The sequence below is a fragment of the Pseudoalteromonas sp. QJM3NY_22 genome, from assembly GCF_056173065.1.
Genome location: NZ_CM149655.1, coordinates 3,741,496 through 3,764,737 on the forward strand (window position 1 = coordinate 3,741,496; position 23,242 = coordinate 3,764,737).

At 39.3% G+C, this 23,242-nt stretch carries 20 protein-coding genes and 3 pseudogenes; 11 read left to right on the forward strand and 12 right to left on the reverse strand.

The window, feature by feature from the left end:
* Positions 1–19: 19 nt before the first annotated feature.
* Positions 20–484: pseudogene (locus tag AC0VZ4_RS17305) on the reverse strand (PhoH family protein); the annotation flags it as partial.
* Positions 485–580: 96 nt separating this feature from the next.
* Between AC0VZ4_RS17305 and AC0VZ4_RS17310 the strand changes: the two are divergent.
* On the forward strand, positions 581–1,798 hold the full coding sequence (locus AC0VZ4_RS17310; RefSeq protein ID WP_475439829.1) for an IS4 family transposase: 1,218 nt from the start codon (positions 581–583) through the stop codon (positions 1,796–1,798).
* A 3-nt stretch (positions 1,799–1,801) separates the two neighbouring features.
* Here the strand turns inward: AC0VZ4_RS17310 and AC0VZ4_RS17315 are convergent.
* The 3 genes and pseudogenes from AC0VZ4_RS17315 to AC0VZ4_RS17325 all read right to left on the reverse strand — a co-directional run.
* Positions 1,802–2,254: pseudogene (locus AC0VZ4_RS17315) on the reverse strand (PhoH family protein); the annotation flags it as partial.
* Between the two features lie 17 nt (positions 2,255–2,271).
* The gene (locus AC0VZ4_RS17320; protein ID WP_475439680.1) at positions 2,272–3,033 is read right to left on the reverse strand and encodes an IS5 family transposase; all 762 of its coding nucleotides are present in this window, start codon (positions 3,031–3,033) and stop codon (positions 2,272–2,274) included.
* Between the two features lie 88 nt (positions 3,034–3,121).
* Positions 3,122–3,643 (reverse strand): annotated as a pseudogene (locus AC0VZ4_RS17325) (PIN domain-containing protein); the annotation flags it as partial.
* A gap of 305 nt (positions 3,644–3,948) precedes the next feature.
* Here AC0VZ4_RS17325 and rapA point away from each other — a divergent pair.
* Entirely contained in the window at positions 3,949–6,843 is a 2,895-nt protein-coding gene (rapA, locus tag AC0VZ4_RS17330) for an RNA polymerase-associated protein RapA (RefSeq protein WP_475440271.1), read from the forward strand.
* A 128-nt stretch (positions 6,844–6,971) separates the two neighbouring features.
* Here rapA and AC0VZ4_RS17335 read toward each other — a convergent pair whose 3' ends face one another.
* From AC0VZ4_RS17335 to AC0VZ4_RS17345, 3 genes are read right to left on the reverse strand one after another with little or no spacing between them, the layout of a single operon-like run.
* Entirely contained in the window at positions 6,972–7,793 is an 822-nt protein-coding gene (locus AC0VZ4_RS17335) for a hypothetical protein (protein WP_475440272.1), read from the reverse strand.
* 34 nt (positions 7,794–7,827) lie between these two features.
* Positions 7,828–8,115: a type II toxin-antitoxin system RelE/ParE family toxin gene (locus AC0VZ4_RS17340; protein WP_475440273.1), complete on the reverse strand. Its 288-nt coding sequence runs from the start codon at positions 8,113–8,115 to the stop codon at positions 7,828–7,830.
* Complete coding sequence (locus AC0VZ4_RS17345; protein WP_033038999.1) at positions 8,115–8,342, reverse strand: ribbon-helix-helix domain-containing protein; 228 nt, start codon at positions 8,340–8,342, stop codon at positions 8,115–8,117. Before AC0VZ4_RS17345 ends, AC0VZ4_RS17340 begins: the two co-directional genes overlap by 1 nt.
* 130 nt (positions 8,343–8,472) lie before the next feature.
* Here AC0VZ4_RS17345 and rluA point away from each other — a divergent pair, with 130 nt between their 5' ends.
* Both rluA and AC0VZ4_RS17355 read left to right on the forward strand, forming a co-directional pair.
* A complete protein-coding gene (gene rluA, locus AC0VZ4_RS17350) occupies positions 8,473–9,126 on the forward strand; it encodes a bifunctional tRNA pseudouridine(32) synthase/23S rRNA pseudouridine(746) synthase RluA (protein ID WP_096793790.1) in 654 nt (217 codons plus the stop codon).
* 133 nt (positions 9,127–9,259) lie between these two features.
* On the forward strand, positions 9,260–10,150 hold the full coding sequence (locus tag AC0VZ4_RS17355; protein ID WP_475440274.1) for a DUF3530 family protein: 891 nt from the start codon (positions 9,260–9,262) through the stop codon (positions 10,148–10,150).
* On the opposite strand, the gene djlA is transcribed toward AC0VZ4_RS17355, so the two are convergent.
* From djlA to AC0VZ4_RS17370, 3 genes are read right to left on the reverse strand one after another with little or no spacing between them, the layout of a single operon-like run.
* Positions 10,133–10,999, reverse strand: coding sequence for a co-chaperone DjlA (gene djlA / locus AC0VZ4_RS17360; RefSeq protein WP_033028344.1), 867 nt, complete (start codon positions 10,997–10,999; stop codon positions 10,133–10,135). The two genes, AC0VZ4_RS17355 and djlA, sit on opposite strands and share 18 nt — an antisense overlap.
* A 29-nt stretch (positions 11,000–11,028) precedes the next feature.
* The gene (gene murU / locus AC0VZ4_RS17365) at positions 11,029–11,688 is read right to left on the reverse strand and encodes an N-acetylmuramate alpha-1-phosphate uridylyltransferase MurU (protein WP_033028345.1); all 660 of its coding nucleotides are present in this window, start codon (positions 11,686–11,688) and stop codon (positions 11,029–11,031) included.
* Positions 11,685–12,686 carry an aminoglycoside phosphotransferase family protein gene (locus AC0VZ4_RS17370; RefSeq protein ID WP_475440275.1) on the reverse strand — a complete coding sequence of 334 codons (1,002 nt, stop codon included), beginning with the start codon at positions 12,684–12,686 and terminating at the stop codon, positions 11,685–11,687. The genes murU and AC0VZ4_RS17370 overlap by 4 nt, the downstream gene beginning before the upstream one ends.
* 112 nt (positions 12,687–12,798) lie before the next feature.
* Between AC0VZ4_RS17370 and lptD the strand changes: the two genes are divergently transcribed.
* From lptD to AC0VZ4_RS17405, 7 genes are all read left to right on the forward strand, one after another.
* On the forward strand, positions 12,799–15,045 hold the full coding sequence (gene lptD, locus AC0VZ4_RS17375; RefSeq protein ID WP_475440276.1) for an LPS assembly protein LptD: 2,247 nt from the start codon (positions 12,799–12,801) through the stop codon (positions 15,043–15,045).
* A 39-nt stretch (positions 15,046–15,084) separates the two neighbouring features.
* Positions 15,085–16,380 carry a peptidylprolyl isomerase SurA gene (gene surA, locus AC0VZ4_RS17380; RefSeq protein WP_007376551.1) on the forward strand — a complete coding sequence of 432 codons (1,296 nt, stop codon included), beginning with the start codon at positions 15,085–15,087 and terminating at the stop codon, positions 16,378–16,380.
* A 2-nt stretch (positions 16,381–16,382) separates the two neighbouring features.
* Positions 16,383–17,375 (forward strand): 4-hydroxythreonine-4-phosphate dehydrogenase PdxA, encoded by a 993-nt coding sequence (gene pdxA, locus AC0VZ4_RS17385; protein WP_475440277.1) that lies wholly within the window; start codon positions 16,383–16,385, stop codon positions 17,373–17,375.
* On the forward strand, positions 17,372–18,178 hold the full coding sequence (gene rsmA, locus AC0VZ4_RS17390; protein WP_007376553.1) for a 16S rRNA (adenine(1518)-N(6)/adenine(1519)-N(6))-dimethyltransferase RsmA: 807 nt from the start codon (positions 17,372–17,374) through the stop codon (positions 18,176–18,178). The genes pdxA and rsmA overlap by 4 nt, the downstream gene beginning before the upstream one ends.
* Positions 18,162–18,551, forward strand: coding sequence for a Co2+/Mg2+ efflux protein ApaG (gene apaG / locus AC0VZ4_RS17395; RefSeq protein ID WP_475440278.1), 390 nt, complete (start codon positions 18,162–18,164; stop codon positions 18,549–18,551). Before rsmA ends, apaG begins: the two co-directional genes overlap by 17 nt.
* A 16-nt stretch (positions 18,552–18,567) precedes the next feature.
* A complete protein-coding gene (locus AC0VZ4_RS17400) occupies positions 18,568–19,386 on the forward strand; it encodes a symmetrical bis(5'-nucleosyl)-tetraphosphatase (protein WP_475440279.1) in 819 nt (272 codons plus the stop codon).
* 122 nt (positions 19,387–19,508) lie between these two features.
* Positions 19,509–21,524, forward strand: coding sequence for a methyl-accepting chemotaxis protein (locus tag AC0VZ4_RS17405; RefSeq protein ID WP_475440280.1), 2,016 nt, complete (start codon positions 19,509–19,511; stop codon positions 21,522–21,524).
* Positions 21,525–21,862: 338 nt separating this feature from the next.
* Here the strand turns inward: AC0VZ4_RS17405 and mutM are convergent, their stop codons facing one another.
* Together mutM and AC0VZ4_RS17415 are read right to left on the reverse strand one after the other, a co-directional pair.
* Positions 21,863–22,672 (reverse strand): bifunctional DNA-formamidopyrimidine glycosylase/DNA-(apurinic or apyrimidinic site) lyase, encoded by an 810-nt coding sequence (gene mutM / locus AC0VZ4_RS17410; protein WP_306724226.1) that lies wholly within the window; start codon positions 22,670–22,672, stop codon positions 21,863–21,865.
* Positions 22,672–23,187: a hypothetical protein gene (locus tag AC0VZ4_RS17415; protein ID WP_007376558.1), complete on the reverse strand. Its 516-nt coding sequence runs from the start codon at positions 23,185–23,187 to the stop codon at positions 22,672–22,674. Before AC0VZ4_RS17415 ends, mutM begins: the two co-directional genes overlap by 1 nt.
* Between the last annotated feature and the right edge of the window lie 55 nt (positions 23,188–23,242).

Below are 23,242 nucleotides of genomic sequence, written 5' to 3' on the forward strand. Positions count from 1 at the left end.
CCAATTTGTTAAGCGCAAGTTATAAATTTTCTTCTGCAAATGACGCTAAGCGACTACGTACAACCCCGTTAAGGTTTATCGTTGCACTGCCCTCAAAGTTTTTAAAACGCTCTACTATGTACGTTAAGCCCGAAGTCACCGGTGTTAGGTAGTTACTGTCTATTTGCGCCAAGTTACCCGTACAAATTAATTTAGTACCTTCGCCGCAGCGAGTAATAATCGTTTTAAGTTGAGATGCCGTTAAATTTTGGCTCTCATCTAAAATTACCACCGCATTTTGAATGCTACGCCCACGCATAAAGTTAACCGATTTAAACTGCACATTGGCTTTTTCCATAATGTAGTTTCGGCTTGATATCGGATTTTCGTCGCCTTTGTGCAATACCTCCAGCGTATCGGTAATGGCTGCAAGCCATGGCGCCATTTTCTCCTCTTCTGTGCCGGGTAAAAAACCAATGGACTCTGCTATTTCAGGGGTATTACGCTAAAGTATCCCCAGAATTAGCCTTTATATATCAATAAACTAACAGTATTAAAAAATGTGGGAAGCGAGGGAACATTCATGGTGTTTTGTGATCTTATGAATCACTTACAAACAACAGAGCTAAACACCATGAATGCTTTTACTATTTTGCACAATATGCTCCGCGCTGTCACCCCTAAATCAATTCATAAAGCCAGATTTAATACTCTAGTCGCTGCCGTTAAATCTCTTTTGCACTGTCAGCAATGCACCTTGACGTCTATCGGTCGCAATTTGAATTCAAAAACAACTGAAAAACATGATATTAAACGTATTGATCGACTGCTCAGTAACCACGAGCTTTTACGTGAATCAACAACGGTTTATGTTCACTTAAGCCGTTTTGTGGTCACTGAAAAGCATCCCGTCATTTTGGTTGATTGGAGTCATGCCGATACACAAACCAAATATTGTATTCTGCGTGCCAGCATTGTCAGTGAAGGTCGCTCTTTAACCCTGTATCAGGAAAGTGCACTCAGCTTTCAATATCATTGCCCAAAAGTACAAAAACGGTTCTTGAAGATGCTCAAACTGATCTTGCCGAGTGATTGCCGGCCCGTCATTGTGACGGATGCGGGCTTTAAAGTTCCTTGGCTCAAAGCCGTGCGAAACAATGGCTGGCATTATATTAGCCGAGTTCGAGGTACGGCACACTTGAAAACGCAGGGCAGCGATGAGTTTGTTCCATGCCAGTCACTATTCAAGAGCAATCAACGTAAGAGCCAGTATCTTGGCGCGACCGAGTTGACCAAAAGTGCAAAATATCAAACGCATGCAGTGCTGGTTGGCAAGGGGCATAAGTTATTAAAAAGAGATAAAAAACGTGGTTATAAGGAGCCTTGGCTACTCGTTTCTTCACTTCCAAAAAAGCACCACTTTCTCGAAAAAGTGCTCAAATTATATGGTATGAGAATGCAAATAGAAGCCGGATTTCGAGATCAAAAAAGTGTTAGGTTCGGCTTAGGCTCAGATCTACACAGAACGAACAAACTCTACCGATTAGACATACTTTTACTGCTCGCAACACTGGCGCATTGGTTCTCAATGATGCTGGGTGCAGTGATAGACAAAGCAGGAAAGACAGGATCTTTTCAAGCTAACTCAACCAAAAGCAGGCGAGTAGTGTCATGGGCATTTGTTGGGTTGCGATACTTCAAAAAACAGTCCATTAAACTGCGACGGCGAGATTATTTAGAAGGGCTCGCCTATTTCGCACAAGTGGTAGTGCAACTCAATTGGAAAAATATGGATGTGAGTGATGTAATTGAAACTTAATGATTATTTTTGGGGATCCCTTAGGGTATTACGGGTGACTATTACTTTATCGTAAATACCTTTTTCGATGACCATTTCAAGGGCGCTGGCAAGCGCTAACAAGGTTTTACCACACCCCGCAGGGCCGGTTAAAATAACAAGTTCAATACTTGTATCCAGTAGTGCATCAAGCGCCATACCTTGATAAATGTTTTTAGGTTTAACGCCCCATGCTTGTTGATGCATTAAACGCTCAACGCCAATATCTTTTAGCGTTATGTGCTCGTCATCGTACGATTTAACACGTGCCGCAAACTGATCCCCTCCATCAAATAAATATTCATTACAAAATACATCAGGTATTAAGTTTTTAGGCACATGATGAAACGTATCACGTCCGTGTTGCTGCGTATTACACTCCCCTACATGCTCCCAAAAATCCCCTTCAATTTTTTTATAACCACTAGGGGCTGTTGATCTTTGTAGTATATATATTAATCAGCCCATATTGGTAGCCACATCATAGTGAATGCTAAAGCGAGCATGGAATGATAATTCCGCTCAAGCTTTTCATACCGTGTGGCTATCCCTCTATATTGTTTGATCCGACCAAAGGCATTCTCAACTAAGTGCCTATATTTGTACATGCACCAGTCAATATCTTCATTACCCACTAAACTGTTATCCTTGCGTGGAATAACGGGTGTAGCGCTATTGTCACGAATAAACTCTCTTAGTTTTTCACTATCGTAGCCTTTATCTGCGACAACAACATTACTCGTTGGGCAATTGGCTACAAGTGACTCTGCATGGACGATATCATGCGTATTTCCACAGGATAATTCATAATAAACAGGCAATCCTCCGCTATCTACTGCAAGATGAATTTTAGTCGAATTACCACCTCGACTCTTACCGATTGATTCATTGTCAGCGGTTCTTGCACCGCAACTATGCTGGTGAGCCCTGACAATACTGCCATCAATAAAGATCCAATCCATATCAGCATAGTGGGATAACACTCGAAATAATTCATTCAAAATATCTTTTTTGGACCATAAATTAAATCGTCTATAAATAGCACTCCACGAGCCGAAATAAGACGGTAAATCTCGCCAAGGAATACCGGTACGCATCCTATAGAGTATGCCTTCGAGCGTTTTTCTATGTTCAGGCTTATTATAAATTCGACCACTTAAGTGCATTACTTTTGATAAGACATTCCATGTCGCGTCTGTTAACATTAATCTTGGCATGAGGGTTCGTGTAATGTTTTTTAGCGAATTCAATTATACCTTATCCTTATGCTGTTTGTTTTTTATACCGCAAAGATCAACACGCCCTAGTAAGCAGGCTTATATCGTCAATAAGTTGGTCGGTGCGGTAATCCTCAACATATTTAAGCCCAGCGCCTTTGGCTTTTAGGCGCATGTTTATGTCTTTTGTAACCAATATAACCTTTGAATCACTGTGTTGCTTTTGTAAATACACGGCGCAATTAATAATACGATGGTCGTTTTCGTTACCTGGTAAACCAGAAATGGAGTCGGCAAATAAATGATCGTTTACAATAATGAGGGTACCTGCAGAGCTCGCTTTTGCCTTTTTGTTACTCGGCAGCGCCACGCCTTGTAGCATTTGTTCGGGCGTTGCATTTTTAAGAACTTCATCTAATCCACGAATAGCGACGCGCGCATCACGGCTTACGTCGTGTTTTCTGTCTTTTATATGGTCAAGTTCTTCAAGCACCGTCATCGGAATTACAACGTCATGCTCTTGAAAAGACAAATAAGCGAGTGGTTCGTGAAGTAGTACGTTGGTATCTAGCACATACATTTTACTTTCAAGGTTCGAAGCTTTTTCCATAGCACTTTCCTTACGTTTTATGATTTTTATGCTATACCAAAATAACTAAGTAAAACGGGCAAAACTTAAACCTGCAATACTTAATTGCCAAGGCATAATGTAAGTTTAGTCTATTTGTCATAAAAGTCCGTTTTATTACAAACCATAATTAGTTTTAATTTATAAAAAAAGCAGCCATAAACAAGTTGTTTTAATAGTAATAATTAACACTTACAAAATTAATTAAAAGTGAGCCAAATAGCGCCTTGCAGTGGTGTTAGCTTACAGGTAACATAGCCGCCTTTTTCATCATAGACGAGACATACATGAATTTTTCCTTAGGTCAGCGTTGGATCAGTGATACAGAGTCAGATTTAGGATTAGGCACCGTTGTTGCCATTGAAGGCCGTCAGGTCAGCATATTATTTCCTGCCAGTGGTGAAAACCGTGTTTATTCTAGTGCAGAAGCACCTGTTACCCGTGTGGCATTTAATCCTGGCGATGTGATCAAAAGCGTTGAAGAATGGGAATTAGAAGTAGAGTCTATTGAAGTACAAGGCGAGTTACTGTGTTATCACGGCACCCGTGTTGATAACGGCGAAACAGCCAAGTTAAAAGAAACCTTTTTAGATCATTTTATTAAATTCAATAAACCACAAGATCGTTTATTTGCAGGCCAAGTAGATCGTTTTGATCGCTACACACTTCGCTACCAAACGTGGTTACATAAATTTGAACGTGAGCAATCGCCTATTAAAGGCTTAATTGGTCAGCGTGCTAATCTTATTCCGCACCAGCTTTATATTGCCCAAGAAGTGGGTAAACGTTTTGCCCCACGCGTACTTTTATCAGATGAAGTAGGCCTTGGTAAAACAATTGAAGCGGGCATGATACTACATCAACAAATTATTAGTGGCCGTGCAAGCCGCGTACTTATTGTGGTGCCTGAAAACTTACAGCACCAATGGTTAGTAGAAATGCTACGCCGCTTTAACTTACGTTTTTCTATTTTTGATGAAGAGCGCTGCGACGAAGCGTTTGCAGATTCTCCAAACGTATTTGATACAGAGCAACTAGTACTTACCAGCCTTGAGTTTTTAACCAAGAAAAAACGCTGGTTTGAACAAGCAACGCTTGCTGATTGGGACCTTTTAGTAATAGATGAAGCCCATCATCTAAGTATCAATAACGGCAAGCCAAGCTCAGAGTACCAACGTATGGCAGAGCTTAGCCAAGATATTCCGGGCCTTATTTTGCTTACAGCAACGCCTGATCAACTTGGTCACAGCAGTCACTTTGCGCGTTTACAATTACTCGATCCGGATCGTTTTTACGACTACGACGTGTTTAAAGAAGAAGAAGCAAATTATAAAGACGTAGCGCAAGCTGCAAATCAATTACTGCAAGAGCAAGCTCTGGACGACGCAGCCAAAGCCACGCTAATTGAGCTATTAAAAGAAACCGACATTACTGATATTCTTGCAAAAGCACAGCAAGGTGATTTACCAGCGCGTAAAGAAATACTTAATATGCTGCTCGATCGCCATGGCACAGGTCGCATATTATTTAGAAACAGCCGCAGCGGTATTGACGGCTACCCAAGCCGTAAATTACACGCCTACCCAATGGCACTGCCAAAACAGTATAAAACGGCTATGTCGGTTCTTGGTAACATGGGCGGCATTCAAAATGCTGAACTAAGTGCACACCGTGCTCTGTTTCCTGAAAAAATATTTCAAGAATTTGAAGGCGAAAGCGCAAGCTGGGGTTTATTCGATCCACGTGTAGATTGGTTAATCGACACCCTTAAAACACTTAAGCGCGAAAAAGTACTGCTTATATGTGCTAAAGCTGAAACAGCTATCAGCCTTGAGCAAATACTGCGTGAACGCGAAGCAATTAAAGCGTCGGTATTCCACGAAGGTATGTCGATTATTGAGCGTGACCGCGCTGCTGCATTTTTTGCAGACGAGTACGATAATGCACAAATATTACTGTGTTCAGAAATTGGCTCAGAAGGGCGTAACTTTCAGTTCTCGCATCACTTAGTATTATTTGATTTACCACTAAACCCTGACTTGCTAGAGCAACGTATTGGTCGATTAGACCGTATAGGTCAAACGCAAGATGTGAACATTCATGTGCCATATTTTGAAAACACCGCTCAAGAAGTATTGCTACGTTGGTACAACGAAGGTCTAGATGCATTCGAATCTACATCAACAACAGGCCAAATGCTTTATAAAGAGTTCCGTGATGACCTACTTGAATATATTTCTGCGCATAACTGCGATGAAGACGAACTCGATCCATTACTTGAGCAAGTAGCACAGCAAAATGCAGTACTGCGTAAAAAAATGGAAAGCGGACGAGATCGTTTACTAGAGCTACATTCATCGGGTCAAGGTGCTGCAGATTCGCTTGTAGCTGATATTGAAAAACTCGATAACCAGTTTGAATTGCCAAGCTACATGATCAACGTGTTTGACACATTTGGCGTAAGCCAAGAAGATAAAGGCGAAAACACCATTATCTTAAAGCCAACGGAACATATGTTAAATGCATCGTTCCCATCGCTTAAAGAAGACGGTATGACGGTTACCTTTGATCGCGATACGGCACTTTCGCAAGAAGACGTACACTTTATTAGTTGGGATCACCCAATGGTGCAAGGCACCATGGATATGATTTGTGACGACGACTTTGGTAGCGCATCAGTTGCACTGCTTAAAAACAAAAAGTTACCGCCTGGCACCTTTTTTGTTGAGCTTATTTTTGTTGCAGAAGCAATGGCACCAAAAGTATTGCAAGTTGGTCGCTTTTTACCGCCTACACCAATTCGTATATTGCTTGATAAAGCAGGCAATAACTTAGGTGAGAATGTAGCTTTTGAAGGCTTTAATCAGCAGCTATCAGCCGTTGGCCGCCAAACAGCCAGTAAACTTGCGGGAGCACTGCAAAGCGCTGTTCACCCGATGATCACTACCGCTAAAGATATGGCACAAGAAAAACTTGAAGTTATTCGTGCAGCGTCGCTTGTTAAAATGCAAACATCACTTAGTGAAGAGCAAGAGCGACTTGTTGCCCTTAAGCAAATTAACCCTAATATTCGACAAGAAGAAATAACGTTTTACGATAAGCAACGCAACGACCTAACTACGTATATTGAAAAAACGCAGTTACAACTTGATGCCATTCGCTTAATTGTTGTTTCGCACTAAGGTTTCAGAAAAGACTGCCAATAAGCGTAAGTTAAATAGAAGTGCGGTATTTATATCGCACTTTTTTTCATAAAAATACATCTAAAACACAGTAACTATTCCGTCACTAGACTCACAATCTATATTAACTAGAAGCTAATACCTCCAATATTTTCGCTTATGTTCACGTCGAGATATTGCATTGCATCATGTAAATTTAAAATCAATTGGCTGACTGAGATTGCAAGCTTTTGGATATCATCCCTTGAAATATAATGAGCTTTTCCATCTTTTGTCTTTCCACTTCGATGAACACAATCATGCCTAATAAGTATTGCAGTCTCAAAATATCGCCTTTCATTTACTATCAGCTTTTGAAGATCAATATCTAATACATTCATATATATTTTACTAACTACCCCGAGATTATGATAAAGAATTTCTGATAATCTACCGGTGACTATATCTTCTAATAAATTAGGTTTTTGAATAATAAGCTTAAGAGAGTACGTCTCATTTTTAAGCTTTTCCGAAGTAAGGATGAACTTTTTTATATACTCATCTGAACTGAGTACATGGCACCTTAATGCATCACCAAAGTAAGTCTCCAACGTAATGATACATTGAGTATAAAACAGTCTATTAAAATAAGTATTATTGACATAGTTTTCTGATAAAAGATGATAGGTTAATTGCTCTAAGTTAAATACGGCACTTTTAAATACAGCTTGATACTCACTTTCTCCTTCTCCTAGCTTATAACCATCATTTAGGTGATAATCAAAATTTAAAGAGTTAGGATCTTTACTTACATGCACCTGAAAAGGATTGTCACAGTTAGTGCAATTAAGGATTTCTAATTGGTGCTCAACCTCCCCGTCAATAGCAAGAGGTAAGTCATTATTAGAATCGGGCTCATGACTATTTAATTGACCACATCGACTGCAATAAAACTCTATATTTCCATACATGAAACCTCCTTTGCTTGGTATCCAGATTAAATTTTCACAACCACTCTTGTGTATTTTGTCCACCCAAAATAGCCATAATTTCTACATTTTCTTCGGTAACCCTGTAATAAATACTGTCTGAACCACAGACTGCTCGCCGATAACCCTTACGTATATGCTCAACTGATTGGTAGAAATAAGGGTTTGCTGCTAGTTTTTCAAACACAGTAAAAAAAGCATAAAAATAATTATCTGCTTGCTGTTGTGAATATTCATCACAGCCGTACTGGTAAATGCGACGTAAATCTTCTTTAGCATCGTTTGAAAGCTTGTATGTACGCATTACTTCGTGCTTGATTTGAATTCTGCTAGCATTTCATCTGCAGATTGAGTGCTAAAGCCACTTTGCTCAGACTTTGCAAGCTTACTATTTATTACCTCAGCTCTTCGAGCACGCCTGATCAGGTCGTTTACCAGTTCACTTTTATTTGCGTAATCACCCACGTTTTCAACGTGATTACGCAACCATAAATCATTTTGCTCAGTAAGCGAAATACTTTGTCTAGCCATAACATTAAACCTTGCTTGCAATAGTTGGTGTAATTTTACACCAGAACAAAAAACACGCAATAAATTTTTCCCTTGAGCCTTCAGCCTCGCTCCACTAAAATAGCGCCCTTAAAAATCATTAAGGCAGGCTGTGTTAGTTAACTATAATCCCCCAATGAGCCCGTATTTAACAATACTTTTCCAAGACGACGATTTGCTCATCGTTAATAAGCCAAGCGAGTTATTAACCGTCCCGGGTAAAGATCCTAAACATGCCGATTGTTTAATAAGCCGTGTTAATCGTGTTTTTCCAACAGCTAAAATAGTTCATCGTTTAGATATGGCAACATCGGGCATACTTTGCCTTGCTATGAATAAAGTAGCGCACAGGCATTTAAGTATGCAGTTTCAAGAACGCGAAACCGCTAAGCGTTATATTGCACGTGTATTTGGGCAGCTTGAGGTCGATACGGGAACCGTGGATCTGCCGCTTATTTGTGATTGGCCTAATCGCCCAAAACAAATGGTTGATCACGAAAATGGTAAGCCATCACTTACGCACTTTAAAATACTTGAGCGCGAAGCCGATGCTACCCGTGTAGAGCTAACGCCAATAACTGGGCGCTCACATCAGTTACGTGTGCATATGCTAAGTTTAGGACATCCTATTTTAGGTGATAGGCTCTATGCCCATAAAGACGCACTTGCCGCAGCTCCTCGCTTACAATTACACGCGCAAATGCTGAAGTTGAAGCACCCTACAACTGAGCAAGTACTTACATTTGAAGCCGAACCTGAGTTTTAATCATTGCATTAATGATTATTAAGCCATAGTGCTAAACTTTTACCGTACTACGCCGATACCTAATTAGTATTCATTATTTGAGCTTCTTATGGTATCTGCGCAGTTTTTAAAAAGTATACTTAACGTATTACTAATGTGTACGCTATTTTTAAGCGTACAGGTAACAGCTGCAGAGCATATTGCCCCTCCTACATTATCAAGTATTGAAAACAACGATATTGAACGCTTGCTTCCAAATGACGAAATAAAATCAATACTTGCAGGTGAAACCGAGTTTTTGAGTTTATACAGCGAATATATGAGCGCCGACTTTAGAGGTGTTGTATTACTTATACCCGACTGGCAATCAGTGCCAACAAACAATGCTGGCATGAGTTTTTTACGAAAAGAACTTAATAACTTAGGCTATACCACTTACGCAATGACGGTACCCGACATAGACTGGCAAGCCAGCAAAGTACCAGACTCATCAACAGAAATGCCTGCAGAAACAACGACACCTGATGCAGCTACAAGCACAGAGCCTGCGACTGCAGATATGAAGAAAAATGCAGAACCTCATTATGTTAATGCTTTAGAAAAAGTGACTAATGAAGTACTCGACAATTATAAAATAAATCTGATTGCTCGCTTTAATGCGCTATACCAAACTGCAATGCAAGAGCCAGGTAACGTAGTGGTTATTGCACAAGGTACCAGTGCTGGCGTATTACTTGAGCACTATGCCGACTTTCCAGAACAGAGAGTAGATGCATTTATAAGTTTAAGCAGTTACTTACCTAATACTAAACGTAATAAAGATTTGAGCCAAACAACATCACTTGTTACGCCAGCTTTACTCGATATTTACTATGCTAATGACAGCAATGATATTTTAATGAGCCTTAAAAATCGCCAACGCTGGGTTAACCGAAATGCGAAATTTGATTATCGCCAACGCCAGCTATTTGGCCTGCGCGATCAACCGGATCAACACGCACGCCTAACAAAAGAAATAGACGGCTTTTTACGCCGCCTTTTTTAAATATTCATAAGCCGCTTGAATATCTTGGCTCTTTTTAACTGCAAGCTCCATCATGTGTTTTGGTAAACCTTGCGATACCAATTTATCTGGGTGATGTTGGGACATAAGTTTACGGTACGCTACTTTTATCTCACGCTCAGTCACGCCATCATTAAGCCCTAATAACGCCAATGCCTGTGTACGATTCATATTATTATTGGGTGGGACATGATGACCCGAGCCTTCACGGTAGCTGCTACTTTGCCCTTGGCTTTGTTGCTGTTGATTAAAGCGCTGTTGTTGCTTTCTAAAATTAAATTCTGCTTGATAGCGTTTTAATACAAATGCAAAATGCGTTTTCGAAATCCCTAACTGCTTACTTACCTCTGCTAACAATTGCTTTTCTTGTTCGGCTAACACCCCATCAGAGAATGCCATTTGAATTTGTATTTCTAAAAACAATTGCATCAAGTCGTTTCGCTTAGCAAAGCGTTCTTTAAAGTCGTGCACGGTTTCTTTAAGTGAGAAGTCGCCCTCTTTACCCGACTGAAAAGCCTGCTGTGCTTCGCGGCGCTCTTCGCCTTTCAAACCCATTTCATCCATAAACAAGTTGGCGGCTTTTATATGCACTTCGCTAACTCTGCCATTCGATTTAGCAATATGCCCCATTACGGCAAAACAGCTCGAAAAGAACAAAGCTTGGCGCTCGTTTACATCTGCATCGTTAAACAAGCTTGAAAAGCCACCTGCTTTATCAAAGTTACTTTTTAAGCTTTTATCAAATAAATGGCCAAGGTATAAACCTAAAATGGCACCAAAAATCTTGCCAAACATAAAGCCAAAACAAAAACCGAGTATTTTTCCCCACATTTATAATGCTGCCTTTTTAAAAAATTTAGTTAATGCGCCGCAAGGCGTTTGTTTAAGTCATTCAAACGTTCGGGTGTACCTATATCATCCCACTGACCAATATAAAGCTCAGTAGAGATTACATGCTTACTTAGCTTTTCACGTAAAATAGGCCCTAAAGGACGCCTCCCTTGCGTTAACCCTTTGAAAAAATCAGCCTGATACCGACTGATCCCTGAGAATGTATACTTTTGGCTTTCTGGCGATAAATGACTTAATGCAAAATCACCATCTGGATTATGTGGTGGGTTTTGTATTAGCACAATATGCGCCTCACCCGCTTGCAAATGCAGCTGCATTAGCGCACTTACATCATAATCGGTATATACATCGCCATTAACTACAATGAAAGACTCTCCAAGCAGAGGTAGCGCCTGAATAATACCGCCAGCAGTTTCAAGACCACCTTCAACCTCTTGACTGTAAAGTATGTTTACCCCAAATTGACTGCCATCGTTAAAGTAATCTTTTATTTTATCACCTTGCCAAGCGAGGTTTATTACAATATCGGTAATTCCGGCAGCTTTGAGGTTATTTATATGATGCTCAATAAGTGGTTTTTCTGCTACTTTTAACATTGGCTTTGGCATATGCTGTGTTAGCGGCATCATCCTCTGTCCGCGTCCTGCGGCTAAAATCAACGCTTTCATGTGCGCTCCTTTGCTAACTTTTCAGTCACTTTTTGCACTATGGTATGTTTAGTCCAATCACTCAATGCTTTAAGCTCGGGATAATTAGCAGCCACTTCAATAATATAATCAAGTGTGGGTAAAATATTATCTAAATAACCCGTTTTTCCGTCGCGTAAATATAATCGACAAAATATACCAGCTGCTTTTAAGTGGCGCTGAATACCGGTTAAATCAAACCAATATTTAAACTCATCAAATGAGGTATTAACCATTAAATTTTGAGCAGTGAACTCGCTATAAGCAAAATCAAGCAAGCTTGTTAGCTCTTTTGCCGGAAGTTTAAAATAGCAATCTCGGAGCAGCGATACTAAATCGTAACAAAGCGGACCACGTACCGCATCTTGATAATCTATAATCGCCCACAGGCCATTACTATTCATAATATTTCGACTGTGATAATCACGGTGCACGGTTACTGTAGGCTGCACAAGCATAGCCTGAGTGAGTAACTCACAGCTTGTTTGCCACATAGCTTGATACGCTGCAGTTGGGGATTCATCTATAAAGTCGTTTACTAACCACTGACTAAATATATCGAGCTCAAGTTTTATAAAGTCTGTATTGTAAGCTTGCATAACAGCTGAGGGTGGTGTTTTTGCCCATTGAGCACTTAAACTTATTAAAGCTTTGTAATACTCAATACGATTTTCATCATCTAGCATGTCAGCCAAATGCTTACTGCCTAAATCACTTAGTATAAAAAAGCCTTGCTGCTCGTCGCTAGCAATTATTTTTGGAAGTAAAAAGCCTTGCTCGGTAAATACCTTATTAAGTGATATATAAGGCGCGTTATTTACTTTTTGGGGTTCTGAATCCATCACAATAAAATGCTCATTACTGCACGTTAAACGGTAATAGCGACGGAAACTAGCATCTCCTGTTATCGCACTTAACAAAGTAGGCTGCGTATTAAAGTGTGTGTTTATAAATTGTTGTAAATTATCAAAGCGTGTCATTTTATAAGATATCTATTTTTAACTAAGTTAATTAGGTCAATTACTGTATTTGCCATTATTTTCCTTTATTATGTGTAAATTATATTTAATCACAAAGCATTAAGGTCAATAAATGAGCAAAACCTGGGGCATATTGATGCTAAGCGTAGTTAGCGCACCATCGCTTGCCGAAACTGAACTGACGCACAACCTTTGTGGCATTTCAATGCAAACCAGAGCTTGGCAACCACTTCCAGGCCTTGAGCTTGGTACTGTTGATATTAAAGCTGATGATGTAGAGTTCCTCGGCACTCAAAGTGCTGAATTTACCGACAATGTTGATATTAACACCGTTAATATGAGTTTGTCCGCACAAACTGCGTTGATAGATAAACAGCGTGGTTTATTAAATGCAACCGGACCAATTACTTACCGTGACACAATTAGCAAAATAAGCAGCAAAGGGCTAAACGCCGATTTGAGCAACTCAGAAATTAGCCTACTTGGTGCAGATTACAGTTTAACCGATCAACAAGGCAAAGGTGGTGCAGAAAAGCTGACCGTGAATGATTCTGGCTTAGTGCTCATGAATGCAAGCTTTACTGCTTGTCCTGGTCAAAGCCCTGTATGGGAAATAGAAGCAGACGAAATTAATTTATCCCGCGAGGAAGGCTGGGGTGAAACTCACAATGCGGTACTAAGAATTCTTGATACACCTGTTTTATATTTGCCTTATTTTACATTTGCACTCGATGAACGTCGTAAATCAGGATTACTAAAGCCTAATATTTCCAGCTCAGATCGCTATGGTATTGAAACAATTACACCTTATTACTGGAACATAGCGCCAAATTTTGATGCCACTATTACCCCGCGCTATATGTCTCGTAAAGGCTTGCAACTGCAAACAGAGTTTCGGTACTTAACTGAGCAACATGAAGGTTTGGTCGGTGTAGAGTACTTAAATAAAGACGATTCAGAGCCAACTCTTGATTCACGTTATATGTTTCATTGGCAACAAAGAAGTTATTTAGGTGAGAGCTGGCGAGCTAATGTAGATATTACCAACGTAAGTGATGACAATTACATTACTGATCTTGATTCTAACTATGCAAATAAAACCGATACCCAACTTTACCGAACTGGCGCACTAACACACTTAGGTGAGACATGGCGTACAGATATTAAAGTGCAAAACTTTGAAGTACTCGGTGATCACTTAGAATCATATACCGCTATACCTCAAATCAACTTTACTCAAACAGCCCCATGGCGTATTGATAATTTTGATTTTACAGTTTCTGGCGAAATCAGTCATTTTACTAACGACTCAGCCATTATAGATCAAGCAACGCGAGTGCATTTAGAGCCTAAAGCCCGCTTTGGCTACAAACAACATGCATGGTCGTTTTTATCTGAAGTAAGTTTATTGCAAACAAATTATAAACAACATGGTGATTTAGATGGCACGCAATACAGCGAAAGCGTATCACGTACAATCCCTAAAGTTCGTTTATATTCCCAACTAAATTTTGAACGTAATACATCATCTTTTATTGAAGATGGTATTCAAACTTTGGAGCCTCAAGTTCAGTATTTATATACCCCCAATAAAGACCAATCTGATATTGGGTTATTCGATACAACTAAGCTACAAGACGATTACTATGGCTTATTTAGAGACACTCGATTTTCGGGTGTTGACCGTATTGCCGCTGCAAACCAATTTACATTGGGTGCAACAACGCGTTTGTTTAATAAAAAACAAGAAGAAGTGTTTAACTTTAGCGCTGGACAAATATTTTATTTAAGTGACTCAGCTAAACCTACAGAGCAAGGCTTAAACTCAGACACTAATTATAATGCACTATTTGCAGCCCAAACCATGTTACATTGGCATCGACGTTGGTACCTTGCTGGAGGTATTCAATACGATACAGATGGTAAACAAATGGTTCAGTCAAATGTAACTCTTGATTACAAAGGTGATAATAATCAGCTAGTACAATTGAACCATCGCTATGCAAATGATGTCTCAGGAAATACAATCGAGCAAGCGGGTGTATTTACAAGTATTCCCATTAGTGACGAATGGCAATTTATTGCAAGCTATCATCGAGATCTTGAAAATAACAGAAGTATCGAAATATTGAGCGGATTACAGTATGAATCATGCTGTTGGGCATTCCAAATTACTGGTCATCGCCAAATCGAAACTGACTTAAATCAGTCAATAGGACAAGAACAAGCAACTTTTGACTCAAGTATTGGTTTTAATTTTGTATTAAAAGGACTGGGTAGTAAAAGCCGCTATGATGCACAAAAACTATTACAACAAGGTATTTTTGGCTATCGTAGACCGTATTTTCTTAGTAACTAGTATCACAACAGTACTATTAGCAAGAGTAGTAAAGAGAACATGACTTTAAAAAAATTATTAGTATCAACAGTTTTAAGTATCAGCCTTTGCCAAAGTGCATTAGCAGCCCCTGTAGAAATCGACAAGGTGATTGGCGTTGTAAACCAAGGCGTTATTTTAAATAGTGAAGTAGACACCATTGTAAATCGTGTTAAAAAACAAGCCGAAGAGCAAGGGCAACAACTTCCTAAAGATGAAACCTTACGTGTACAAGCAATAGAACGCTTAGTTAGCCAAACATTGATGATGCAAATGGCTGAACGTATGGGATTACAAATATCTGATAGCCAGCTAGACCAAACGCTAGCAAATATGGCAAAAGAACAAGGCGGTACAATTGCTGATCTACGTAAAACCATTGAAGGTTCTGGCGAGAGTTTTCAAGCATACCGTGAAGAAATCCGTAAAGAAATAACCACTCAACAAGTTACACGCGCCAATGTAGATCGCCGAATTTATATTAGCGATCAAGAAGTTGATAATTTGCTAAAAATTATGGAAAGTCAGGGACAAAACTCTGAAGAGTATAATATCGGTCACATTCTTATCGATATTCCTAATGATGCGACTGCTGATGAAATATCTGCAGCAAAAACACGAGCAGATAAAGTAATAGAACTATTAAATGATGATCAAGAATTTAAACGTATTGCCATTTCATCATCAAGCGGTTCAAAAGCACTTGAAGGCGGACAACTAGGCTGGATGGGTATTAATGAAATGCCATCATTATTTGCAGAAGCAGTTAAAGGCAAAAAAAGTGGTGCTATTATTGGCCCTCTTCGCTCTGGCGCTGGATTTCATATAATTAAAGTACAAGAAATTCGTGGACTACAAGTTGTAGAAACAACTGAAGTGCGCTCACGTCATATACTAATCAAACCCTCTATTATCTTAAGCGAAGAAAAAGCACGAAATATGCTTGCTGGTTTTGCAAAAGACTTACGTGCTGGTACCGCTGATTTTGGTGAACTAGCTAAAGAATATTCTGAAGATCCAGGTTCAGCTCTCAAAGGTGGCGAATACGATTGGACTGATCCAACAACTTACGTTCCAGCTTTTAGAGATACTTTACTTTCTCTTAAACAAGATGAAATTAGTGAACCATTCAGAACTCGATTTGGTTGGCATATTGTTCAGTTACTTGGTAAACGTGTAGCTGATAAAACAGAGCTTGCTAAACGCAATCGTGCTCATGGCATGTTATTCAATCGTAAATTTAAAGAAGAAAGTTTTAACTGGCAACAAGAAATGCGCGAGCAAGCTCACGTTGAAATTTTCCCTACAGACCAATAAATATGACCTTAAGAATTGCGATTACCCCGGGCGAGCCAGCAGGCATCGGCCCAGATTTACTTCTTACGCTTGCTCAGCAAGCGTGGGATGCTCAGCTTGTCGTACTAGCTGATGGTAAACTGCTTAAAGAACGTGCTAAACATCTTGGTTTGCCCATTAATTTAATTAAGTTTGATGAAAATTCCCCCGCAAAAGTAGCACCTGCGGGTAGTGTTTATATACATCAAGTTGATTTAGGTGTTGATGTAGAACTTGGGGCATTAAACGACGGTAATGGCCAATACGTTTTAGACACCTTGCGTATCGCAAGTGAAAAAAACATGGATGGTACATTCGATGCTGTTGTAACTGGTCCTGTCCATAAAGGTATTATTAACAAAGCTGGTATCTCTTTTAGCGGTCATACTGAATACTTTGCACAGCAATCAGATACTGCTGACGTTGTGATGATGCTGGCAACTGAGGGCTTACGTGTCGCACTTGTGACAACCCATATCCCACTTGCTTATGTATCGCGTGCTATTACCGAAGAACGTCTTACTAAAGTAGCGGGTATTTTAAATCACGACTTACAAACTAAATTTGGTATCGAAAAGCCACGTATTTTGGTATGCGGTTTAAACCCGCATGCAGGAGAAGATGGTCACTTAGGACGTGAAGAGATTGAAACAATCACACCTACTCTCGATGTACTTAGAAGCCAAGGTATGAATTTAATAGGTCCATTACCTGCGGACACGTTATTCCAAGATAAATATCTATCTGAAGCTGATGCTGTGCTTGCTATGTATCACGATCAGGGATTACCTGTGCTAAAATACAAAGGATTTGGTAATTCTGTGAATATTACATTAGGTTTACCATTTATCCGCACTTCAGTTGATCATGGTACGGCGCTAGATTTAGCCGGTACAGGTACAGCTGACGTTGGCAGTTTTGAATTAGCGATCCGCGAAGCAATTAAGCTCGCCCAAGAAAAAGCACAAAATCAATGACCGATAAAGTACATTTAGGACACCGCGCCCGTAAACGTTTTGGGCAAAACTTTTTATTTGATGAAATGATCATCGATAAAATAGTCTCAGCAATCGATCCTAAACCAGAAGACAACTTAGTAGAAATTGGCCCTGGACTTGGCGCTATTACAGAGCCTGTCGCTGATCTTAGTGGCCACCTAACGGTTGTTGAACTAGATAAAGATTTAGCACAACGTTTAATTGAGCACCCATTTTTAGGTCCTAAATTAACCGTTAACCAAGGCGATGCAATGACGTTTGACTTTGCAAGCCTGGTAAGAGACGACAAAAAATTAAAAGTGTTTGGCAACTTACCTTATAATATTTCTACGCCTTTACTGTTTCATCTTTTTGAATTTGCTGACAATATTGAACACATGCATTTTATGCTACAAAAAGAAGTCGTAAAGCGTATGGTTGCAGGCCCTGGTAGTAAAACCTTTGGCCGTTTAAGTGTAATGACTCAATACTACTGTAATGCAATGCCAGTGATAGAAGTGCCACCTGAGTGCTTTAAGCCAGCACCTAAGGTTGATTCTGCAGTTATTCGTTTAATCCCTAAAAAGCCAGAACAACGCACGGCTAAAAGCGTTAAAATTCTAAACACTGTGTGCTTGGAAGCCTTTAACCAGCGCCGTAAAACACTGCGCAACAGCTTGGGCAACTTACTAACAGCAGAAGAGCTTACAAGCATTGGGATAGATATAACGTTGCGCGCTGAGCGCTTATCTTTACAACAATTTATTGATATAGCTAATTGGATTTATGACAACAAGCAGTAATATTGGATCGCCTGTTAAGGTATCTGTAGAAACATTTTACGTAGAAGGTCAGTCTCAACCAGAGATCGAAAAATACGTTTTTGCCTATTCGGTAACTATTCGAAACCATAGTCTGTGTAGCGCTAAGTTACTTAGCCGCTATTGGTTGATTACAGATGCAAATGGCAAGGAAACTGAAGTAGAAGGTGAAGGTGTTGTTGGTGAAATGCCAACCATAGGCCCTGGTGAAAGCTACAAATATACCAGTGGAGCTATACTTGATACACCAGTAGGCACTATGCAAGGGCATTATACTTTACGCAATGAATTTGGTTCTGAGTTTCAGGCACCTATTACTGTGTTTCGTTTAGCTTGCCCTAATATTTTGCATTAAATGATAACTAAATTGTATGGCTGATTATGTAATAGGTGATTTACAAGGATGCTTTAGCGAATTTAGCACCTTGCTACAGCGGGTAGATTTTAACCCAGGTAAAGATCACCTCTACTTAGTAGGAGATATAGTCGCTCGCGGACCAGACTCTTTAGCCTGCTTAGATTACATTTACCAAAACCAAGACAGCGTAACTATTACACTTGGCAATCATGATTTGCATATGATTGCCTGTTATTACTTAAATAAACCAACTAACCCAAAAGACAAACTTAGCCCAATATTTAATAGCCATAAACTCACCCATTACATTGAATATCTTCAAACTCAGCCTCTTGCCTTATACTTAAAAAAATATAATAGCTTTATATCTCATGCTGGTCTTAATCCTGATTGGTCAATTGAAAATGCGTTAAAATATGCACAGTTTGCGCAAAGCTGTTACCAATCAAATAATGCAAAAACCTTCTTTGAGAAAATGTATAAGCCACACCCTGTGAAATGGCATAATGACCTAGACGACTTTGAAAAATTTAGATACATAGTTAATTATTTTACTCGAATGCGCTTTTTAACAAGTAATAATCAACTAGAACTTAGTGCAAAAGGCGCAATAATCAATAATAATGAGTTAACACCTTGGTTTATGCATCCAAATATATTAAACATTAAACAGGATATTATTTTTGGGCACTGGGCTGCCCTTGAAGGTAATACAAACCATAAATGTGTACACGCTTTAGATACAGGGTGTGTGTGGGGTAACAGCATGACGCTAATGAAACTACCTAGCAAACAAAAAATTGTAGAAAATTTCCACCTTTTGTCTAAATAACCTGAAATAATCTAATACATCTGTTAGATTTATAGACTAATAATTAAAATTAATTAATTACTTAACTTATCAGTACAAACGCCGATAAGTTCTAACTGAAGTACTTTTGAGTGGAAACCTATATGAATCTAACAGTAAGCCAACGTATTTGGGGTGGTTTTATATTTATCACGCTATTACTTTTAATAATTGGTGGCAATTCTTTAATAAAAATAGCAAATATTGACCGCTCAACTCAAAAAGTGAACCAACTATCACTTCCAGCTCTGAATAAAAGCGCTGAGTTACAAGCTGAATTCATTTTAATGAGTAAAACCGCTCAAGCGAGTTTTTACACTTCATCTGCAAATGAACTGGCGCCAATAAAAAAACAAGTACTCGAACAAAAACAGCTATTTAATAGCCTTCATAGCGAACTACAAGCAGTCGTAAAAGATGATCCAGCTTTAAACCAAAGCAGTAGAAATGTAGAACAAACCTACCTAAGTTTTTTAAGTACTGTAGAGAGCTTGCTTGTAGATAAGAGTAAACAATTAGCACTTAATAAAACATTAAAGTCTCAATTAGAAATTATCGAACTTAACGCTGAAGATGCAAATTCTGTCGTACTCGACATTTTGGACATAGACGGTTTTGAGCAAAATCATGCACGCGCATTCCAAGCAGCTAATAATTTAGAGAATAACTTTATATCGGTTGTAAGTAATAGTACCGACATGCTGACAGTTAAAACACTCAATACACTTGATATTGTTAAAAACGAACAAAGCTACTATTTTGATGAAGTAACACGCACTCTAGCGTTAATAAAGCCTGCTATAGAGCAAACTCACAGTGATTTATTCAATAACTTAAAAGAGTATGTAGATACCCTCGAAAATAATATTAAAGGTAATAGTGGTTTAGCTGCAAACAAAAAACGCCTAATTGACTCAATCACACTGACCGAAAAAGAGCTTGCCGAATCAGAGCAAGCAACAAAAATGGCACTTAATCAAATTGATGAATTAGTTACACAAGCAAGCAATGTTGCCTTTGAGTTACAAAAAGGTGTGCGCAGCGATGTAGATTCAGCTAATTTATGGACATGGGTAGGGATGGTTATCGCAACACTTCTAGCGATAGCAATTGCCATTATTACAGTTAGTCGTATAACCAAACCGCTTGCTGAAGTTAATCGTATTTTAGATATTGTTGCCAGTGGCGACATGACACAACGCTTAGATGACACTGCTAAAGATGAGTTTGGCGAACTATCTAAAAGTTGTAATACTTTAATTGATAGCTTACGCAGCTTAATTAAAGGCATTATTTCTCGCTCGACTCAACTGGCCGCCGCTTCAGAAGAAACGTCTGCAATTACTGCAGAATCAAGCCAAGCAATTCGCAATCAACAAGCACAAGTTGAACAAGCAGCAACTGCAACCACTGAAATGAGCAGTACATCGCAAACAGTTAGCAACAGTGCTCAACAAGCGCTTAGTGAAATTAAAAATGCTGACAAAGAAGCCGAACGCGTTAAAGGTATTTCTAACAACAATAAAGCGACGATTGAGCAGCTTGCTCGTGAAGTAGACGACGCCTCTCAAGTTATCAATAAACTACATCAAGATAGCGCATCAATTGGTAGCATATTAGATGTAATACGCGGTATTGCAGACCAAACAAACTTATTAGCACTTAATGCTGCAATTGAAGCTGCACGTGCTGGTGAGTATGGCCGAGGCTTTGCGGTTGTAGCCGATGAAGTTCGCTCTTTAGCAAGTAAAACACAAGAGTCAACTCAAGAGATTCAATCAATGATTGAATCGCTACAAACAGGCGCAGAAGCTGCGGTAACAGCAATGAGCAAAGGTAAACAACGTGCTGTATCGTGTGTTGAGCAAACAGACTTAGCTAGTAGCGCGCTTGATTCTATTACATTTGCGGTATCTCAAGCTCACGATGTCAGTGAAGAAATATCAACTGCTGCATTAGAGCAACAACAAGTAGCACAAGAGATTAGTGAACGCTTAGAATCAATCGTAGCCATTGCAGAACAAACCGCTGAAGGCGCAAGCCAAACAAACATCTCAAGTTCAGAAGTAGCAAAACTTGCTGAAGAACTTCGTTTATCAGTCGATGAGTTTAAAGTTTAAATAACGCAATTAGCGCAATTAGCGCAATTAGCGCAATTAGCGCAAACAAAAACCCCGTTGATACCAAGTATCAACGGGGTTTTTGTTTACTTAAATAAAGTACTTAACCAGAGCTCTGGTTAATAAGTTTACTAACGTATTGAATCATAGTGATATTTAAATTTATTTTCTCTAGCCAGAGATTTTTAGTGAAAACAAGGCGAATTTACGCGTCAATAGCTGACCTATTGCAAATAAATTCAACGCAGTTAGCGCTTAAAATAGCTGCTCGAGATAGATTTATTATCCAGAGTTCAGGTTACTTATGCCAATGCGCTTCATTAAGAAGGCTGGTGTTATTACTTTTGGCAATGGCTGCAAAAAACGGTGCTGCGCTGCCCTAGCCGTATTTCTTGCAGTTCGCTTTCACATGTCATACATGGCTTGCCTTTACGCCCATATACTAATAATTCTTGTGCAAAATACCCTGGTTTACCATCGCTTTGTGCAAAGTCCTTAAGCGTAGTACCACCTTGCATAATAGCCGCAGCAAGCGTGTCTTTTATAATTGGAATAAGTGCTTGATAGCGCTTTTGTGAAACTTTTCCCGCTTCTCGCTTTGGATGTATACCCGCTTTAAATAACGATTCATTCGCGTAAATATTACCAACACCAACCACCACTGCGTTATCCATAATAAACTGCTTTACGGGTACTTTTTTATTGCGCGATTGTTCATACACACGTTTAGCAAAAAAATCATCGGTAAGCGGCTCAGGACCAAGCTTAGAGAGTAACTTATGTACTTGCCCTGGCTCTTGCCATAAGCAACAACCAAAGCGACGAGGATCGTTTAAGCGCAGTGCTTTACCGTTACCAAAAATAAACTCTACATGGTCATGCTTTTTAAGCGGCTCACTTTTATCTACAACACGTAAATTACCTGACATACCCAAATGTAAAATAGTGCTGCCTAGCTCACAATGTAATAGTAAATATTTAGCTCGTCGTTCAATACTTGTAACAATTAGCCCTTCAAGTTGATACACGTCATCTGGCACTGGCCAGCGCATACTGGCATTGTAAATATTTACCTTTGTGACAACTTGGTTTTGTACGTGGGGAGTGATGCCCATTCGGCTCACTTCTACCTCTGGTAATTCAGGCATTAATTAGACTCACTTTGTGAAAAATCAAAACTAGGAAATAACTGCTGTGCAGTTTTTAAATCGAGTGCGAGTATTCGTTGGCTACTCTTTTCGAGTAAGTAATATTGCCCATCGCCTCTATAAAGCAAATAAATCCAAGGTAAACTCTCACCAGCTAATTCAAAAGTAGCAACATATAAAGGCGCATTAGGATTAAAAACAACAGATTCGTTAACACCCATTAACTGCGCGCTTTGCCATTGGTTAATTAAATCACTAAGTTGTTGCTCAGAAGCTTGCCAGATAAATGGCGCATCTTTTTGTAACATTGTTGTACGCCAACTAGTTCCAATACGCTCAATTTTTTGATCAACAAATGTAAGCGTCAATACAAAGCTTTGAATTGGTAATACAGGCTGTACCGAAGGCTCATCAGCTGAATTAAAAAGTTGCTTATGCCAGCCATTTAAAAAGAAGATCATAATCAACATTGAAAAAATAATAACGTTGTTCCAACCTTTGCGACCAAGTTGCATGTGCACACTTCCTATTTAATTCAAGATTTTAAAGTGTAACTAAAACTTAATTGCA

Excerpts from the sequence above, each read along its gene's own strand:
- AC0VZ4_RS17400 (WP_475440279.1), top strand. The coding sequence starts at position 18,568 with ATGGCTGATTATGTAATAGGTGATTTACAAGGATGCTTTAGCGAATTT.
- AC0VZ4_RS17310 (WP_475439829.1), top strand. The coding sequence starts at position 581 with ATGAATCACTTACAAACAACAGAGCTAAACACCATGAATGCTTTTACT.
- djlA (WP_033028344.1), bottom strand. The coding sequence starts at position 10,999 with ATGTGGGGAAAAATACTCGGTTTTTGTTTTGGCTTTATGTTTGGCAAG.
- AC0VZ4_RS17415 (WP_007376558.1), bottom strand. The coding sequence starts at position 23,187 with ATGCAACTTGGTCGCAAAGGTTGGAACAACGTTATTATTTTTTCAATG.
- pdxA (WP_475440277.1), top strand. The coding sequence starts at position 16,383 with ATGACCTTAAGAATTGCGATTACCCCGGGCGAGCCAGCAGGCATCGGC.
- surA (WP_007376551.1), top strand. The coding sequence starts at position 15,085 with ATGACTTTAAAAAAATTATTAGTATCAACAGTTTTAAGTATCAGCCTT.
- AC0VZ4_RS17355 (WP_475440274.1), top strand. The coding sequence starts at position 9,260 with ATGTGTACGCTATTTTTAAGCGTACAGGTAACAGCTGCAGAGCATATT.
- AC0VZ4_RS17340 (WP_475440273.1), bottom strand. The coding sequence starts at position 8,115 with ATGCGTACATACAAGCTTTCAAACGATGCTAAAGAAGATTTACGTCGC.
- AC0VZ4_RS17320 (WP_475439680.1), bottom strand. The coding sequence starts at position 3,033 with ATGCCAAGATTAATGTTAACAGACGCGACATGGAATGTCTTATCAAAA.
- rsmA (WP_007376553.1), top strand. The coding sequence starts at position 17,372 with ATGACCGATAAAGTACATTTAGGACACCGCGCCCGTAAACGTTTTGGG.
- mutM (WP_306724226.1), bottom strand. The coding sequence starts at position 22,672 with ATGCCTGAATTACCAGAGGTAGAAGTGAGCCGAATGGGCATCACTCCC.
- apaG (WP_475440278.1), top strand. The coding sequence starts at position 18,162 with ATGACAACAAGCAGTAATATTGGATCGCCTGTTAAGGTATCTGTAGAA.
- AC0VZ4_RS17405 (WP_475440280.1), top strand. The coding sequence starts at position 19,509 with ATGAATCTAACAGTAAGCCAACGTATTTGGGGTGGTTTTATATTTATC.
- rapA (WP_475440271.1), top strand. The coding sequence starts at position 3,949 with ATGAATTTTTCCTTAGGTCAGCGTTGGATCAGTGATACAGAGTCAGAT.
- AC0VZ4_RS17345 (WP_033038999.1), bottom strand. The coding sequence starts at position 8,342 with ATGGCTAGACAAAGTATTTCGCTTACTGAGCAAAATGATTTATGGTTG.
- AC0VZ4_RS17370 (WP_475440275.1), bottom strand. The coding sequence starts at position 12,686 with ATGACACGCTTTGATAATTTACAACAATTTATAAACACACACTTTAAT.
- murU (WP_033028345.1), bottom strand. The coding sequence starts at position 11,688 with ATGAAAGCGTTGATTTTAGCCGCAGGACGCGGACAGAGGATGATGCCG.
- lptD (WP_475440276.1), top strand. The coding sequence starts at position 12,799 with ATGAGCAAAACCTGGGGCATATTGATGCTAAGCGTAGTTAGCGCACCA.
- AC0VZ4_RS17335 (WP_475440272.1), bottom strand. The coding sequence starts at position 7,793 with ATGTATGGAAATATAGAGTTTTATTGCAGTCGATGTGGTCAATTAAAT.